The organism is Pseudoalteromonas sp. NZS11, from assembly GCF_015864765.1.
Lineage (GTDB): Bacteria > Pseudomonadota > Gammaproteobacteria > Enterobacterales > Alteromonadaceae > Pseudoalteromonas > Pseudoalteromonas arctica.
Genome location: NZ_JADYWP010000004.1, coordinates 284,052 through 299,507 on the forward strand (window position 1 = coordinate 284,052; position 15,456 = coordinate 299,507).

14 protein-coding genes and 1 other annotated feature are annotated in these 15,456 nt (G+C 38.5%); of the genes, 11 read left to right on the forward strand and 3 right to left on the reverse strand.

The window, feature by feature from the left end; all coding sequences use genetic code 11:
- Positions 1 to 64: 64 nt before the first annotated feature.
- The 6 genes from ffh to tyrA all read left to right on the forward strand — a co-directional run bounded on the left by ffh (position 65) and on the right by tyrA (position 5,071).
- Positions 65 to 1,444 (forward strand): signal recognition particle protein, encoded by a 1,380-nt coding sequence (gene ffh / locus I6E82_RS10875; protein ID WP_007581399.1) that lies wholly within the window; start codon positions 65 to 67, stop codon positions 1,442 to 1,444.
- A gap of 260 nt (positions 1,445 to 1,704) precedes the next feature.
- Positions 1,705 to 1,953 (forward strand): 30S ribosomal protein S16, encoded by a 249-nt coding sequence (gene rpsP, locus I6E82_RS10880; protein ID WP_002962192.1) that lies wholly within the window; start codon positions 1,705 to 1,707, stop codon positions 1,951 to 1,953.
- Between the two features lie 17 nt (positions 1,954 to 1,970).
- Positions 1,971 to 2,507, forward strand: a complete 537-nt coding sequence (gene rimM / locus I6E82_RS10885) for a ribosome maturation factor RimM (protein ID WP_010554631.1) — start codon at positions 1,971 to 1,973, stop codon at positions 2,505 to 2,507.
- Positions 2,507 to 3,274: a tRNA (guanosine(37)-N1)-methyltransferase TrmD gene (gene trmD / locus I6E82_RS10890; RefSeq protein WP_007581405.1), complete on the forward strand. Its 768-nt coding sequence runs from the start codon at positions 2,507 to 2,509 to the stop codon at positions 3,272 to 3,274. Before rimM ends, trmD begins: the two co-directional genes overlap by 1 nt.
- A 33-nt stretch (positions 3,275 to 3,307) precedes the next feature.
- Positions 3,308 to 3,667 carry a 50S ribosomal protein L19 gene (gene rplS, locus I6E82_RS10895; RefSeq protein WP_007581406.1) on the forward strand — a complete coding sequence of 120 codons (360 nt, stop codon included), beginning with the start codon at positions 3,308 to 3,310 and terminating at the stop codon, positions 3,665 to 3,667.
- 270 nt (positions 3,668 to 3,937) lie between these two features.
- A complete protein-coding gene (tyrA, locus tag I6E82_RS10900; RefSeq protein ID WP_197117881.1) occupies positions 3,938 to 5,071 on the forward strand; it encodes a bifunctional chorismate mutase/prephenate dehydrogenase in 1,134 nt (377 codons plus the stop codon).
- A 127-nt stretch (positions 5,072 to 5,198) separates the two neighbouring features.
- On the opposite strand, the gene I6E82_RS10905 is transcribed toward tyrA, so the two are convergent.
- A complete protein-coding gene (locus I6E82_RS10905) occupies positions 5,199 to 6,356 on the reverse strand; it encodes a chorismate mutase (RefSeq protein ID WP_007581410.1) in 1,158 nt (385 codons plus the stop codon).
- A gap of 44 nt (positions 6,357 to 6,400) precedes the next feature.
- Positions 6,401 to 6,518, reverse strand: a sequence feature (Phe leader region).
- A 192-nt stretch (positions 6,519 to 6,710) separates the two neighbouring features.
- On the opposite strand from I6E82_RS10905, the gene I6E82_RS10910 reads away from it, so the two are divergent.
- A complete protein-coding gene (locus I6E82_RS10910; RefSeq protein ID WP_024589409.1) occupies positions 6,711 to 9,725 on the forward strand; it encodes a bifunctional diguanylate cyclase/phosphodiesterase in 3,015 nt (1,004 codons plus the stop codon).
- A 12-nt stretch (positions 9,726 to 9,737) separates the two neighbouring features.
- On the opposite strand, the gene I6E82_RS10915 is transcribed toward I6E82_RS10910, so the two are convergent.
- Positions 9,738 to 10,067 carry a translation initiation factor gene (locus I6E82_RS10915; RefSeq protein ID WP_007581414.1) on the reverse strand — a complete coding sequence of 110 codons (330 nt, stop codon included), beginning with the start codon at positions 10,065 to 10,067 and terminating at the stop codon, positions 9,738 to 9,740.
- A gap of 135 nt (positions 10,068 to 10,202) precedes the next feature.
- Between I6E82_RS10915 and I6E82_RS10920 the strand changes: the two genes are divergently transcribed.
- From I6E82_RS10920 to I6E82_RS10935, 4 genes are all read left to right on the forward strand, one after another.
- Positions 10,203 to 10,508, forward strand: a complete 306-nt coding sequence (locus tag I6E82_RS10920; RefSeq protein ID WP_002962948.1) for an STAS domain-containing protein — start codon at positions 10,203 to 10,205, stop codon at positions 10,506 to 10,508.
- Positions 10,508 to 12,157 (forward strand): SpoIIE family protein phosphatase, encoded by a 1,650-nt coding sequence (locus I6E82_RS10925; RefSeq protein WP_197101543.1) that lies wholly within the window; start codon positions 10,508 to 10,510, stop codon positions 12,155 to 12,157. Before I6E82_RS10920 ends, I6E82_RS10925 begins: the two co-directional genes overlap by 1 nt.
- Positions 12,158 to 12,213: 56 nt before the next feature.
- Entirely contained in the window at positions 12,214 to 12,873 is a 660-nt protein-coding gene (locus tag I6E82_RS10930) for a GAF domain-containing protein (protein WP_197111200.1), read from the forward strand.
- Between the two features lie 80 nt (positions 12,874 to 12,953).
- Complete coding sequence (locus I6E82_RS10935) at positions 12,954 to 14,144, forward strand: amino acid aminotransferase (protein ID WP_010554636.1); 1,191 nt, start codon at positions 12,954 to 12,956, stop codon at positions 14,142 to 14,144.
- A gap of 80 nt (positions 14,145 to 14,224) precedes the next feature.
- On the opposite strand, the gene I6E82_RS10940 is transcribed toward I6E82_RS10935, so the two are convergent.
- The gene (locus I6E82_RS10940; RefSeq protein WP_197117882.1) at positions 14,225 to 15,427 is read right to left on the reverse strand and encodes an aromatic amino acid transport family protein; all 1,203 of its coding nucleotides are present in this window, start codon (positions 15,425 to 15,427) and stop codon (positions 14,225 to 14,227) included.
- Positions 15,428 to 15,456 lie beyond the last annotated feature (29 nt).

Genomic DNA, 15,456 nt, shown 5'->3' on the forward strand with positions numbered 1-15,456 from the left:
TGAAAAATCAAATTAATCGTAAAATTTAAATGGATTGATATAAACGTCTTATCGGAACCGTTACATGTTTGAGAACCTCCAAGAACGATTAGGTAAAACCTTAAAAAATATCAGTGGCCGTGGCCGTCTGACGGAAGACAACATAAAAGACACACTTCGCGAAGTGCGTATGGCATTTTTAGAAGCCGATGTGGCATTGCCTGTTGTTCGCGACTTTGTAAAACAAGTTAAAGAACGTGCAGTTGGGGTTGAAGTTACAAAAAGCTTAAGCCCAGGCCAAGTATTTATAAAAATAGTGCGTGAAGAACTAGAAAAAGCAATGGGCGAGGCTAATGAAGAGCTAAGTCTAAATGCGCAACCGCCAGCCGTTGTAATGGTAGCGGGTCTACAAGGTGCGGGTAAAACCACCAGTGTAGCTAAGCTTGCTAAGTTTTTAAAAGAGCGAAAAAAGAAATCAGTACTTGTAGTAAGTGCCGATGTTTATCGCCCTGCGGCTATTAAACAGCTAGAAACGCTTGCAGCAGAAGTTGATGTTGATTTCTTCCCAAGTGATATTTCGCAAAAGCCTGTTGATATTGCAACCGCTGCAATTTCTCATGCTAAAAAGAAATTTATAGATGTAGTACTTGTTGATACTGCAGGTCGTCTACATGTTGATAGCAACATGATGGATGAAATTAAAGATCTTCATAAAGCAATCAATCCAATTGAAACCTTGTTCGTTGTTGATGCAATGACAGGTCAAGATGCGGCGAATACAGCTAAAGCATTCGACGAAGCATTACCACTTACCGGTGTTATATTAACAAAAACCGATGGTGATGCGCGTGGTGGTGCTGCTTTATCTATTCGTCACATCACTGGCAAGCCTATTAAGTTTATGGGTGTGGGTGAGCGCACTGACGCACTTGAACCTTTCCACCCAGACCGTATAGCGTCGCGTATTTTAGGTATGGGTGACGTACTTTCATTAATCGAAGAAGTCGAGATGAAAGTAGATAAAGAGCAAGCTGCTAGAGTTGCTGAAAAAGTATTTAAAGGCGCAGGTTTTACTCTTGATGATTTTGCTGACCAATTAAAGCAAATGAAAAGCATGGGTGGCATGATGTCAATGCTTGATAAGCTCCCTGGTATGTCTAACTTACCAGATGCTGTTAAAGGTCAAATGGGTGATAAAACATTTATCCAAATGGAAGCTATTATTAGCTCTATGACTAAAAAAGAGCGTGCACGCCCAGAAATCATTAAAGGTTCGCGTAAAAAACGCATAGCAGCTGGCTCTGGTACACAAGTACAAGAGATTAATAAGTTGCTTAAGCAGTTTACGCAAATGCAAAAAATGATGAAAAAAATGAAAGGTAAAGGCGGCATGACTAAAATGATGCGCGGTATGAAAGGCATGTTACCACCTGGAATGATGGGCGGCGGCGGTCCTAAATTTTAAAAAGTACCATTAAGTTACTTTTTAAAATAATAGCGAATCATATTGAAAGGAGCAAATAGCTCCTTTTTTGTTGAATAAATTATGCATGTAATACACCTTTAACTCTTATTTGTCGTTGAGATCACGGTTTAACCTACTAAACTGCCTTTTTGGTTCACTTCTTACTTGCGTTATTGCCAAAAACTCGTACAATTCCCCAGCTCCCCATTCTGGGGAGTAAATCTTATTAATGAAAACAGTCAATCTTTATAGAGGACGGTATGGTAACTATTCGTTTGCAACGTGGTGGCGCTAAAAAACGCCCTTTCTATCAAATTGTGGTTGCGGATAGCCGTTTCTCGCGTGACGGTCGCTTCATCGAGAAAGTAGGCTTTTTTAACCCAATTGCTTCAGGTCAAGAAGAAAAAATTCGTTTAGATTTACCACGTGTTGAACACTGGGTAGGTCAGGGCGCATCTCTTTCAGATCGCGTAGCTAAGTTAGTAAAAGACGCTCGTAAAGCGGCTTAATAGGCGTAAGTGTAACCATGAGTCAAGAGAACACCTCATCAATAATTGTCGTAGGAAAGCTCGGTGCCCCATATGGTATAAAGGGCTGGCTTAAGGTACATTCATTTACTGATGATCCCGTAGGGATCTTCGATTTCAGCCCGTGGTTGATAGGGCAGCAAGGTAAATGGCAGTCCTTAGAAGTGGTCGACTGGCGTCGCCACAACAAAGGCTTTATCGCTAAATTTGCGCAGGTAAACGACCGAGACGAAGCAATGGCTTATACCCATGCTGAAATCTCAATGGATGCAGCGCATTTACCAGAACTCCCGCAAGGTGAGTTCTATTGGCGAGATCTCATTGGCATGTCTGTTGTAACCGATAAAGGTTATAGCTTAGGCATTGTTGATGACCTGATGGAGACAGGGTCAAATGACGTACTGGTTGTTAAAGCAAACAGTAAAGACGCATTTGGTCAAGCTGAGCGTTTGATTCCTTTTTTAACTGATTCAGTTATTAAAGAAGTTAAATACGACGCAAGAGAAATTACCGTAGACTGGGATCCTGGTTTTTAATGACGCAAACTAGTTCATTATGGGTAGGGGTGATAAGCCTTTTTCCAGACATGTTTGACGCTATTACAGACCAAGGTGTTACCGGTCGCGCAGTAAAAAATGGCTTAATTGATTTTAACTGCTGGAATCCGCGAGACTACGCTTTAGATAAGCATAGAACCGTAGATGACCGTCCTTACGGGGGCGGACCTGGTATGTTAATGATGGTTGAGCCATTAAAAAAAGCGATTGCCGAAGCTAAAAAAGCAGCTGGTGATGGTGCTAAAGTAATTTATATGTCCCCGCAAGGGCGCAAACTTGATCAGCAAGGTGCTAGCGAACTCGCTAACTCTAAAAAACTGATTTTGATTGCCGGTCGCTATGAAGGTATAGATGAGAGAATAATAGAATCATATGTTGACGAAGAATGGTCAATTGGTGATTTTATTTTGAGTGGTGGTGAACTACCTGCCATGACATTAATTGACGCAGTAGCGCGATTAGTGCCAGGTGTGTTAGGTCATAATCAGTCAGCAGAACAAGATTCGTTTTCGGATGGCTTGTTAGATTGTCCACACTATACACGACCAGAAACATTGGACGACAAACAGGTTCCTGCTGTATTACTCAGTGGTAACCACCAAGAGATAGCAAAATGGCGGCTTATGCAGTCATTAGGCAGAACTTGGTTACGACGTCCTGACTTGTTGCATAACCTAGCTCTGACTGAGGAGCAAGCGGTATTACTCGCGAAATTTCAGCAAGAGTACCAAAAAGCTTGTGGCTAGAAGACAGTTACACCTAGGAAAGTGAGAAACATAATGGCAAAAGTAAACCAAAATATTATTAAAGCGCTTGAAGATGAGCAGCTTAAAACAGACGTACCTGCATTTGGCCCTGGTGATACAGTGGTTGTACAGGTAAAAGTAAAAGAAGGTGCTAAAGAGCGTCTACAGGCCTTTGAAGGTGTTGTAATCGCTAAGCGTAATCGTGGTCTTCACTCAGCATTCACAGTTCGTAAAATCTCGAACGGTGAAGGCGTTGAGCGTGTATTCCAAACGCACAGCCCTCTTATTGATAGCGTAACAGTTAAGCGTCGCGGTGCAGTTCGCCGTGCTAAGCTTTACTATCTACGTGAGCGTTCTGGTAAATCTGCACGTATTAGAGAAAAACTTAACTAATACGCGCTGTTTATCAACGCAAAAAAACGGGTTGCATCCTTCGGGTTGCAACCCGTTTTGGTTTTAGAATATTATTTTCTCAATTCTCAATTCTCAATTCTCAATTCTCAATTCTCAATTCTTAATTCTTAATTCTCAATTCCTCATTAGTAAAATTTCCGCTTTAGCCTTTTCTCAGTTAGCTGATCCTGTTAGTATTTATCGTATTGATTAGTTTACTTTTATGTAAATTTATATTTACGTTATTTGGTTTTTTAAGGTGGGACGAACGTGGCTGACATAAGTGATTTAGCACAGCTAAGAGAAGGTATAGATGAATGCGATGCACAACTTGTTGCCTTACTCGCTAAACGTAATAGTATTACGCAAAAAATTGGTGAGATAAAACAACAAACAGGCGCACCTTTACATGCACCTGCCCGTGAAGCAGAGCTATTAGCGGCAAGACGACAAGAAGCAATAAATCAAAATGTAAGCCCAGATCTCGTTGAAGATATACTAAGACGTATGATGCGAGAAGCCTATCAAAACCAACAAGCAAAACTTGCATGCGCAGCGCCAGAGCTTTCGCCAATTGTAATTGTGGGTGGTCAAGGCGCCATGGGCCAGTTATTTGCACAGCAGTTTATTCGCTCAGGTTACGAAGTTAAAATTTTAGATAAAGATCAGCAAAACGATGCTAAAAGTATTTTAAAAGGTGCCAAGCTGGTAATGATTAGCGTACCTATTAATGCATTGGACGCTGTCGTTGCTAAGTTACCTAAACTAGATGAAGACTGTTTACTAGTTGATATTACATCGGTAAAGCAATCGCCTATTAAAGCACTAAAAACTGCGCACAGTGGCCCTGTGGTTGGTTTACATCCTATGTTTGGGCCTGATATATCACACTGGGTAAAACAAACAGTTGTTGTATGTGAAGGGCGAGAACACCAAGCGGCAAAAGGTTTGTTACAGCAGTTACAAGTATGGGGTTGTCAGCTTGTTGAGCTTGATGCTAAAAAGCATGATGAAGCAATGCAAATTATTCAGGTAATGCGCCATTTAACGACATTTGTGTACGGACAATTTCTAGCAAAACAAAGTCATACACTAGAAGAATTACGTAGCTGCTCGTCACCTATATATCAATTAGAACTGATGATGGTAGGGCGTTTATTTGCGCAGTCGCCTGAGCTTTACTCAGATATTATGCTAGCACAATTCGATGATGTAGAAACCTTACTTGCACAGTACCAAGATACCTTCGCAAGTACGTTAGCAAAATTAAAAGCGGGAGATAAAGCAGCGCTTATTGATTCTTTTGCTGAGGCTAAAGTTTACTTTTCTGACTCGACAGAACACTTTTTAACGCAAAGCAGAAGCTTATTAAATAAAGCGAATGATTCAAAAGTTTTAGATTAATATTTGTTATACCGTTTGCTTAAGTATGGGGATTTAATTCGTTAAATTGCTAAAATATTTATGCAGACGGGTACTAGTTAACGAAAAAGGGCCGATATCGGCCCTTTTTGATTTGTAAAATTGCTTATTAAGTATTAACGCTTACTGCCTGTAGTGACTCGCTTTGGTAGCATCCTAAAATACGTACATATTGGGTGTGCTCTTTAAGTTCTTCTAGCGCTTCTTTTACTTGGCTTTCAGCTAAGTTTGCTTCTAGGTCAACATAAAAAACTTCTTCCCACGGATTGCCCGGAGTAGGGCGAGATTCAAGTTTTACTAAATTAATCTTATGCTGCTTAAAAATCATTAACGCATCGGCTAGTGAGCCCGCTTGTTGTTTTGTCGACATGATCAAACTAGTTTTAGTTGGAATTTGGTTAGACACTTGTAGAGGCTTACGTGCAACAACAATAAAGCGGCTATGGTTTTCGCTTTGATTAGCTAGGTTTGATTTAATAACCTCAAGCCCTACGTTTTTCCCCGCTTGTGCAGAGCCAATTGCAGCACTGTATGGAGTGTTCAGAGCTGATTGTAGCGCGCTTGATGTTGAGTCACATGTTTCGTGTTGTAAATCACCTAAGCCCTGTAAAAAACGGCTGCACTGCGCAAATGGTTGTGGGTGTGCAAATATTTTTGTTAGTTGACTAAGTTCAGTATCAGGGTTGGCGAGTAAGCAATGCTCTACACTGTGAGTTACTTCTCCAACAATAGACACTTGCGCGTGCTGTAATAAGTCAAACACCTCGTTAATACTGCCAGAGCTTGTGTTTTCAATGGGTAATAAACCAAAATCAGCTTGTCCGTTTTCTACTTTACCTGTTATTTCGTCAAACGATGTACAGCCAATTTCAACTAATTTCCCCGGGCGGCGGCTAAAATATTTATGGCATGCTAGTTGGCTATAAGAACCCTGACCACCTAAGTAAGTTACACGGTGTGTTTCACTAAGGGCATCTGGATTCAGGTTTTTTTGTAGCATTGCTTGTTGGTGTAAAACTGAGTCTTCCAAAATAGTTTGAAAAACATTATTCACGTAGTAAGCATCCAAACCTAGTGATTTACCATAACCAATCAGTTTCTCTAAAAGTGCGAGTTCACGTGCTTCATCGCGAATTGGCTTGTTGTTAGCAATTTTATACTCAACCACACCGTGGCTAATACGACGACGTTTAGCTAATAACACGAGTAAATCGGAGTCTATTTCATTTATATCGTGTCTTAGTGCATTTAATACATCATTTGTCATTTTGGTATCCTCATTCCAAAAGTAGGCTGTTATTACACAGCAAAAACAAAAAAGCCTCCCGGTTGGGAGGCTTTACTATTCGATTGATTTTATCTCACAAACAGGGAAGCCTCTTCTATATAAAGAAGCTAAAAAACGAAAAAAAAGTGCGAGAGATAAATATGTTCATGCAGTTAATGTATGGAGAGTTGCTACCAATGTCAATAAAGATCTAAATAAGCTTAGAGTACTATTTATTTCCCTATATTAGTTTTTATAGAAAGTTTACAAATAATTTATAAATATGAATGCGGATCTGGTATATTTCGTTAACTGGTTCAAATAATAACAATTATTAATAATTAAGGTTGACCCGTGGTTTACAGACGCCCTCCATCGCGTTTTGGATTGAATTCTTTAAGTGTAAAACTATCGCTACTCATATCTGCTATTTGCTTAATAGCTGGGGTATGTGCGGCTGCCTTAATGCTTAAATCTGAAGAGAAACAACTCGTTTTTGAAGAACACGAAGTTTTAAAAAGCTCGACAGATTTATTAGTGAAGCAATTTAATGAGCGCATTAAAACAAAAGTAAATATTGCTCAGCAAGCTAATAACGTAGTAACACAACAACTTTTTCAACCCAATTCACCAATTAATTTAAGCAATAAATCACAGTTACAATTTAATAGTGACGGTACGATTCGAAGTGCCTCTGCTGATGGTTTATCAGCAGCATTTTTACCACAGCAAAATTACTCTCCTTTTTATAAACGCCTATTTAATGATTCTGAGATGCTGTGGCGCATAATTTCTCCTACACTGGTACACGACTTTTTTAACTTTTATTTAATAACAGATGATGATTTTATTCGTGTTTCTCCCCCTAATTGGGCATTAAACGCACCTGCCGACTTTAGAGCAACGAATGGCTCAACTTATAAATCGATTAAAAGCACGCTTGAAACAGTAAGAGAGCCTGCATGGTCAAAAGTCTATTACGATACAGTATGGCGCAAATGGGTTATTAGCTTACTAGTGCCTGTTTATGTCGATAATGAGTTTTTAGGTGTGACGGGGAGCGATATTTCCCTCAACAAACTTATTTCGTTTTTACCTGTTGGTGATAAAGAAAAACACCTACTTGTGTTTGATAGTAAAGGGCAATTGTTAGCACACCCAGATTTAAATCCGACCTTACTAGCTGACTATGGTAGCGATAATAAAGCACTTGCTACTAACGAATTTGTAAACCCAGCGCTGCAGTCGATTATTGACGATGTAATTGCGGTGAAGTTACCTGAATACGCAAATTCGTTTGAAAAAAATGACGAAGCTCATATTATCAATATTCGTAAGATTGATGACTTAGATTGGTACATAGGGGTATATAAAAAGCGTTCATCGACGTTATCTGCATTACAAGATTTAAAACTGAAGTTTTTTGGTCTCTTTATTTTATACGCAATATTAGTTGCCTTATTGCTGCATCAAGCGCTTTATCAACTAGTCCTTCGCCGTTTACATACTTTGGTTTATGCAGTTACAAGTTTTGGCAAAGGTCAATTAACTACAGAATTCCCACCAGAAAACAAAGATGAAATTGGCACGCTTAATGGCTCATTTAGAGACATGACGGTAGAAATTCGCAAACTTATCGATGGCTTAAACCAGAGAATTACAGAAAAAGAAATTGCTGAAAAAGCAGCTAACCGTTTATCTAAAGCGGTAGCATTCTCGGGCACTGGGGTTGTGATCACCGATGAGAAATTTGTAATTGAATACGTAAATCCAAAAATGCTCGAAATGACAGGCTACCCAGAAAGTCATTTTAATAGAGCACCATTACTTAATATTATTGCCTCAGAAATGTCTATTTTAGTTGAAGATATAGACATAGATCTACGCAGCCGTAATTACTGGCGCGGTGATACATTAATTCAAGGCTTGAATAAAGAGCCAATTTGGGTGTCTTTAAGTGTTTCGCCAATTCGTGAAGAGGGCGGTGAAATAACCAGCTATGTAGCATCTGCACAAGACATTTCGTTTGTAAAAGAAAGCCAGCGTAAAATGGAGCAGCTTGCTTACTTTGACACCCTTACGGGCCTTGCCAACAGAACGTTTTTTAGAATGCAATTGCGTAAATCAATGGCATTAGCAGAACGCGGGCATTATGCATTTGCATTGTTTTACTTTGATTTAGACGAATTTAAACGTATTAACGATACATTAGGTCACGATGCAGGCGATCAATTATTAATTGAAGTGGCAAACAGACTTAAAAAACGTTTACGAGCCGAGGACACCATAGCGCGCTTAGGTGGTGATGAATTTGCCGTATTACTCAGTGGTATAGAAAGCCAAGCTCACGCGACTGATGTTGCCAATACAATTCAAAAAACACTGAATGTGCCTATAAAACTAGGTAGTAATGAAGTTATTGTGAGCGCGAGTATTGGTATTACAATGGCTCCGTACGATAGCCTAGAAGAGGATCAGTTATTAAAACATGCTGACTTAGCAATGTATGAGGCAAAAGCAAAAGGGCGTAATACATTCCATTTTTATAGCCAAGAATTGAACGCAGCTGCTAATGAGCGTTTATTTATTGAAAATGAGCTACGTATAGGACTAAAAGAAAAACAGTTTGTAGTTTACTACCAACCTCAAGTTGATAGTCGTACTCATCAGGTCATTGGCTATGAAGCGTTATTAAGATGGTTCCACCCAACTGAAGGCGCAATCCCTCCAGATAAATTTATCCCTATTGCAGAAGCGACAGGCCTTATAGTTGAATTAGGCGAATGGGTGCTTCAAGAGTCTTGTGATTTTGCCGTAAGATTAACAAAGCAAGGCTTAGAAAATAATATATCGATAAACTTATCGGCTCGCCAGTTCAAAGACTCAAGCTTAGTCTCAACACTGAGTAAAATGATAATTAGGACGGGTGTTTCGGCTAAGCGCCTTCATTTAGAGCTGACTGAAAGTATGCTAATGGGAAATGTAGAAGCTGCAATTACACAACTCCACGAGCTTAAAGCCTTAGGTATATCTATTTCTATTGATGATTTTGGTACTGGCTATTCGTCACTCAGTTACTTAAAACGATTCCCGGTTGATATATTGAAAATTGACCGTTCATTTGTAAAAGATATCCCTGAGGATACAAATGATATGGAAATCACTGCCGCTATTATTGCCATGGCGCAAAAGTTAAAGCTAGACGTGGTCGCAGAAGGGGTTGAGACAATAGAGCAGATGCAGTTTTTACAAAATAATAACTGCTTCATTGTACAAGGCTATTATTTTAGTAAACCAATTGCTGAGCACGAACTGCCAAAATTGTATGAAAGGTTAAATGAACTCTCAAATAGCGAAGTAAGTAGTTAATAAAATAGCGGGTTAACCACCCGCAATTTTAACTTTAAATTTTAACGCTTCTAAAATGGCTTTTAGTTTATCGCGGTCATCACCTTGCACTTCAATAATGCCTTCTTTTACTGCGCCGCCTTGGCCCATTTTGCTTTTTATAGTTTTAGCTAACTTTTTTAAATCATGATCTTTTGGATCAATGCCTACAACTAACATTACGCCTTTGCCTTTGCGTCCTTTTGTTTGACGCTCAATGCGAATAAAACCATCTTTAAAAAGCTTAGCTTCTAACTCTTTTTCTGGTTTTGGCTGGTCAATGCGCCCCGTACTTGTTGAATATACTAAGTGACTATCACTCATACCTTACCTTTATGGATAAAAATTAATTAAATATTGGCGTAAATGATAGCAAATTTGAAGTTGTGTGTTTTTCTTTTTGCTAAATACTTTTAACAGGTTATATTTAGTTCAAAGGAAATATTATTGGAGTTTAATATGAGTTTAACTAAGAATGAATCAGTCGATGGCACTACATTAACAATACAAATCAAAGGTAAATTTGACTTTAATTTAGTGCAATCTTTTCGCCAAGCTTATGCTCAAATGAGCGAAAAAACAGTAAAGGTTATTATCGATTTAAGAGAGACTGACTACATGGATAGCTCAGCACTTGGCATGTTACTTAACATGAAAAAAACAATTGATAGCCAAGTGAAAACTATTGAAATAAGCAATTGCCAACCTCAGCTTAGAAAAATTCTACAAATTTCACGTTTTGATAAAAAGTTTGATATTAGCTAATGATACATGTGTTAATTGTAGATGATCAGGCGCTCAATCGCATTTTACTAAGTAAAATGCTTGAGCAAGAGGGTTATAAAATATCAGTGGCTTATAACGGGCTAGATGCACTTAATGTACTTAAAAGAGAGCAAATAGACGTTGTTTTACTTGATGTTTTAATGCCTGTAATGGATGGTTTTGAAGCTGCTGAAAAAATAAAGCAGCAGTATAGTGAAGTTTACTTACCGATTATTTTTATAACCTCCTTAGAAGATCAAGCAAGTTTTGAGCGCTGCCTCGAAGTGGGTGGCGATGACTTTATTCATAAACCATTTGAAAAAGTTATTCTGCATGCAAAAATTAAAGCACATATTCGCACCAGAGAGCTGAGTAAAAAAGCAAACCAACAAAAGAAATTGCTTGAATATCATCATAATCAAATTGAACGTGAACACGAAATAATTGAGCATATTTTTAATAACTCATTAGAAAACCAAGGTAAGTTTAGAGAGTATTTAGATTTTAATTTATCACCGGCCTCTATGTTTAACGGCGATATGTTTTTAGTAGCGCAAAGCCCAATCGGTAATTTGTATTGCATGTTGGGAGATTTTACGGGCCATGGCCTTGCAGCAGCTATTGGTGCATTACCAACTTCTCGTGTGTTTTATACTATGGTACAAAAAGGCATGGCGGTTAACGATATTGCCTGTGAGCTAAATACACTACTGTACAACCTACTACCTGGGCATATGTTTTGTGCTGCAACCATTATAGAGCTTAGTGCATCAGGTAAAAGTGTTTCTGCATGGATGGGCGGCTTACCCGATGCCTACCTAATAGATAAAGACGGTAATGTAAAACAAACATTAGAATCGCAGCATATGGCGCTGGGGATTTTAGATGAACAAGAATTTGAATATGAAGTTATTCATTTTGAAACAAATAGTAATACACGCCTAGTATTAGCAACCGACGGTATTATAGAAACGGCAAACAAAGAGGATATATTTTTTGGGGAAGAGCGTTTTTTACAAACCTTAAAAAGTAAATCGATGATTAGTAGTGAAGACATAGTTGCTAATGTTACTAAGTTTGCAGATGGTACTAAGCAGCAAGACGATTTAAGCATTGTTTTACTAAACTGCCTGCCTTTAATTCCTGAGGAACAAGAGCGAGAAGCATTTTCTACTTTAGCTTTTAATTTGTCTTTGAGCTTAAACTCAGAGCAAATAAAAAAAACAGACCCCGTTTACGACGTCGTTAATATTTTAAGCAGTGTTGAGGGGCTAAATACTCATCGTTCTAATATATTTTTACTGTTGTCTGAGGCTTATAACAATGCGCTTGATCATGGTGTATTAGGACTTAACTCAGAAATTAAAAAACAAGAAGACGGCTTTTTTCGATATTACGAGTTGAGAGAGGCAGCCCTTGCTAAACTTACAGATGCCATGATTATTATTGATATGCGCTATTGCCCCGACACGCTCAGTTTATATTTTATTATTTGTGATTCAGGCCGAGGGTTTAGTAGTAAGCACGATGAGTTGGCAAAGGCTAATAACGAATTTGGCAGAGGGGTGTCTTTATTAGAAGAAATAGCCGAAAAAGTCACTTATAACGCCAGTGGTAACCAAGTTGAAATGTGCTACAAGTTGAGCTAGCTCTGTAAAAATATCCATGCTATTATTCTCGAAACTTTAGATGTATGGATGGCCAAATGATTTCTTCTTACTTAAAACAAGCACAACTTAGTGCTAATCCAGCTTTGATTTCAACAGAGCTTGAAAAGCTTGATCTACATTTAGCAAACACTGCTTTGCCTGATGTGTGTTGGGAGTATCAAATACCAGAGCTTGGCGAGGGCGGTGCATGTAGTTTATTTGGTTACTTACAAGATGAGCCATTCAAATTAACTGACTATATTAAAAATGATGAGCAAACACAGTTTAAGCTGGCTAATTTACAAAGTATTGTAAGCTACATTGAGCAGCAAACGGGCGTTGATTGGTATGGTATTTATCAATCAACTAATACCCCTGAAGGTAATCAACTATTAAAATTGGCTTATCATGGAGCGCCTAGTCGTCCGTTGTTTCCTTTAACGCAAGCATTTGCAGCTGGCAGTAACAACGTACAGGTTGCGCTATCTCACAAGGGCCGCATTATTAATAACGTTGAGGCGTATTTATCACAAGGTGGTGAATACTACACATGCGATCCTAAAGTTAAATCAGAAACCTGCCTACCTTTATTTAATGCACAAAATGAATGCGTTGGTATTGTAGATGCAGAAGCCTTTAAAAATGATTTTTTTGATGAAAAGACACTTGCCGTTTTAATTGCATGTTGTATTAAAATTCCTCACTTTCTAGTGTAAATAACGCTAGTCAATATGATGTGCTTTTATGTTAAGCTTAGCTTAACAGCTAACCCCTAAATAACGATAAGAGATAGCCAATGTTCTCAGTATTAAAACCATTACCAACAGATCCTATTCTTGGCCTTATGGCGGCCTATAAACAAGATACAAACCCTAATAAAATTGATTTAGGTGTAGGTGTCTACAAAGATGAGCAAGGCAATACACCGGTTCTTAAAGCGGTTAAAAAAGCTGAAGCGTTTCGTCTTGAAAACGAAATGAGCAAATCTTACATTGGTTTAGCGGGTAATTTAGATTACTGCCAAAAAATGGAGCAGTTACTATTAGGTGAGCATCAAGTATTACTAGCTAACCGCGTACGTACTGCGCAAGCTCCTGGTGGTACGGGTGCACTTCGTGTTGCAGCTGAATTTATTAAGCGTTGTAATACAGACGCGACTGTTTGGGTAACTAACCCAACATGGGCTAACCATATTAGCTTGTTTGAAGCTGCAGGCTTAACAGTAAAAGAATACCCATATTACGATTACGAAAATAAAGATTTATTGTTTGATGAAATGATCAACACACTTAAACAAGTGCCTAAAGGTGATGTGGTTTTACTGCATGCATGTTGTCATAACCCAAGCGGTATGGATTTAAACGAAACACAGTGGAACACGGTTGCCGAACTGGCAAAAGAAGTTGGCTTTACACCACTTGTTGATATTGCATACCAAGGCTTTGGTGCCTCACTTGAAGAAGATGCACGTGGCTTACGTATTTTAGCTGATGCAGTAGAAGAGCTAATTATTTGTTCTTCATGTTCTAAAAACTTTGGCTTATACCGCGAGCGTATTGGTGCATGTTCACTAATTGCAAAAGACAGCGCAACAGCAGATATTTCAAATTCTGTAATGCTAAGCGTTGTACGTAGTATTTACTCAATGCCGCCAGCGCATGGTGCTGACATTGTTAATACTATTTTAAGCAGTACAGAGCTTACACAATTGTGGCACTCTGAGCTTGATGAAATGCGTAGTCGTATAAATGGCTTACGTAGCTTAATTAAAGAAAGCTTAGCAACTAAAGATATTGCTCAAGACTTCTCATTTATTGAACGTCAAAACGGTATGTTTTCTTTCTTAGGTATTAATAAAGAGCAAATTGCTCGCCTACAAAAAGAATACGGCATTTACATTGTTGGCTCTAGCCGCGTAAATGTTGCAGGTGTTAGTCATTCAAATATTGAATACTTTTCAAATGCTGTAGCTGACGTTTGTAAATAAACGCAGTTAATATAAAAAACCGCACATCATAATGATGTGCGGTTTTTTATTATCTAAATTAAAACAAAAAGCAGCAACCTTTAACCGATAGCAGGAATAAGCCCCGCCATTTGCATAAACTGCGCAGCAATAATAGTTATGCCACATATAGCTGCTATACCAAGCCCAACATTTACACTTTTAACTTGGTAGCCTGTTTTATTTGATGTTGTACGCTGTTTATAAACCATTGCTACAGGCAAAAATATTGCCAGTACAACAAGTGCTATTGCAGCGTACCCTAAGGCCATAATAAAGCCTTGAGGATAAAACAATGCAAAGCCAAGTGGCGGAATAAACGTAATTAAGGCCGTTTTAATTCGGTCTGTTTTATTGTCACCCTTTTTAAATGCATCAGCAAAAAAATCAAATAACCCTAAACTTACTCCTAAAAATGATGTCGCAAGTGCTAAATCAGCAAATAACTTAACGGCCGTTGCCACACTTGGGTTATGCGCAATACTTGCCACGCTAGATACAAACCCATTAAGACCTTGGCTGTTGAGTAAATCAGCTTGGCTCATAATACCTTGGCTAAGTAGTTGCCAAAAAATATAAATGACTAAAGGTAGGGCGGCTCCAGCAATCATTACTTTGCGCAGTACTTTTATTTCAACACCAACATACTTAACAATAGAGGGGATAGATCCATGAAAGCCAAACGAAGTAAATATAACCGGTATAGCTGAAAGGATTAATCCTTGCTCTACGGGCATTTCTAATAAGTGCTTACCTTGTACATAAGGGGTAAGCATGTAAAACAAACTAGCTAACACAATAATTTTTATTGTAAATAACACTCTATTTAGTTTATCTACCTTGCTAGTGCCTAGCGTTACTACACTTGCAATAATAACAGCAAGGATTACAGAGCCAAACTGTGGGGCTATATCTACATCAAAGCCTATATTTATACGCGCTTGGAGTTGTGCACCACCACCTGCAATATAAGCAGCGCATAAAGCGTAAAATAAAAAAACCATCGAAAAATTCGCAATATATTGTCCGCGTTTTCCAAGCCATAATTTAGCCAATGTATTTAATGTAGCATCGCGTGGTGCATATTGGTGTAGCTCTAACATGAGTAGTGCGGTGTAGGTCATTAGTAACCAGCTAGCAATTATTAATGCAAGTGCAGTACTAAACCCAAGCCCGGCAGATGCAATTGGCAATGCCAACATACCCGCACCAATAGTGGTGCCTGCAACAATTAACATGCTTCCAGTTGTTTTATTTTTAAGCACTTAATTACCTTAATTATTATTAATATTGA

What these genes read in the sequence shown, in the direction of transcription:
- ffh (WP_007581399.1), top strand. Translation starts at nt 65, where the DNA reads ATGTTTGAGAACCTCCAAGAACGATTAGGTAAAACCTTAAAAAATATC.
- rpsP (WP_002962192.1), top strand. Translation starts at nt 1,705, where the DNA reads ATGGTAACTATTCGTTTGCAACGTGGTGGCGCTAAAAAACGCCCTTTC.
- rimM (WP_010554631.1), top strand. Translation starts at nt 1,971, where the DNA reads ATGAGTCAAGAGAACACCTCATCAATAATTGTCGTAGGAAAGCTCGGT.
- trmD (WP_007581405.1), top strand. Translation starts at nt 2,507, where the DNA reads ATGACGCAAACTAGTTCATTATGGGTAGGGGTGATAAGCCTTTTTCCA.
- rplS (WP_007581406.1), top strand. Translation starts at nt 3,308, where the DNA reads ATGGCAAAAGTAAACCAAAATATTATTAAAGCGCTTGAAGATGAGCAG.
- I6E82_RS10905 (WP_007581410.1), bottom strand. Translation starts at nt 6,356, where the DNA reads ATGACAAATGATGTATTAAATGCACTAAGACACGATATAAATGAAATA.
- I6E82_RS10915 (WP_007581414.1), bottom strand. Translation starts at nt 10,067, where the DNA reads ATGAGTGATAGTCACTTAGTATATTCAACAAGTACGGGGCGCATTGAC.
- I6E82_RS10920 (WP_002962948.1), top strand. Translation starts at nt 10,203, where the DNA reads ATGAGTTTAACTAAGAATGAATCAGTCGATGGCACTACATTAACAATA.
- I6E82_RS10925 (WP_197101543.1), top strand. Translation starts at nt 10,508, where the DNA reads ATGATACATGTGTTAATTGTAGATGATCAGGCGCTCAATCGCATTTTA.
- I6E82_RS10930 (WP_197111200.1), top strand. Translation starts at nt 12,214, where the DNA reads ATGATTTCTTCTTACTTAAAACAAGCACAACTTAGTGCTAATCCAGCT.
- I6E82_RS10935 (WP_010554636.1), top strand. Translation starts at nt 12,954, where the DNA reads ATGTTCTCAGTATTAAAACCATTACCAACAGATCCTATTCTTGGCCTT.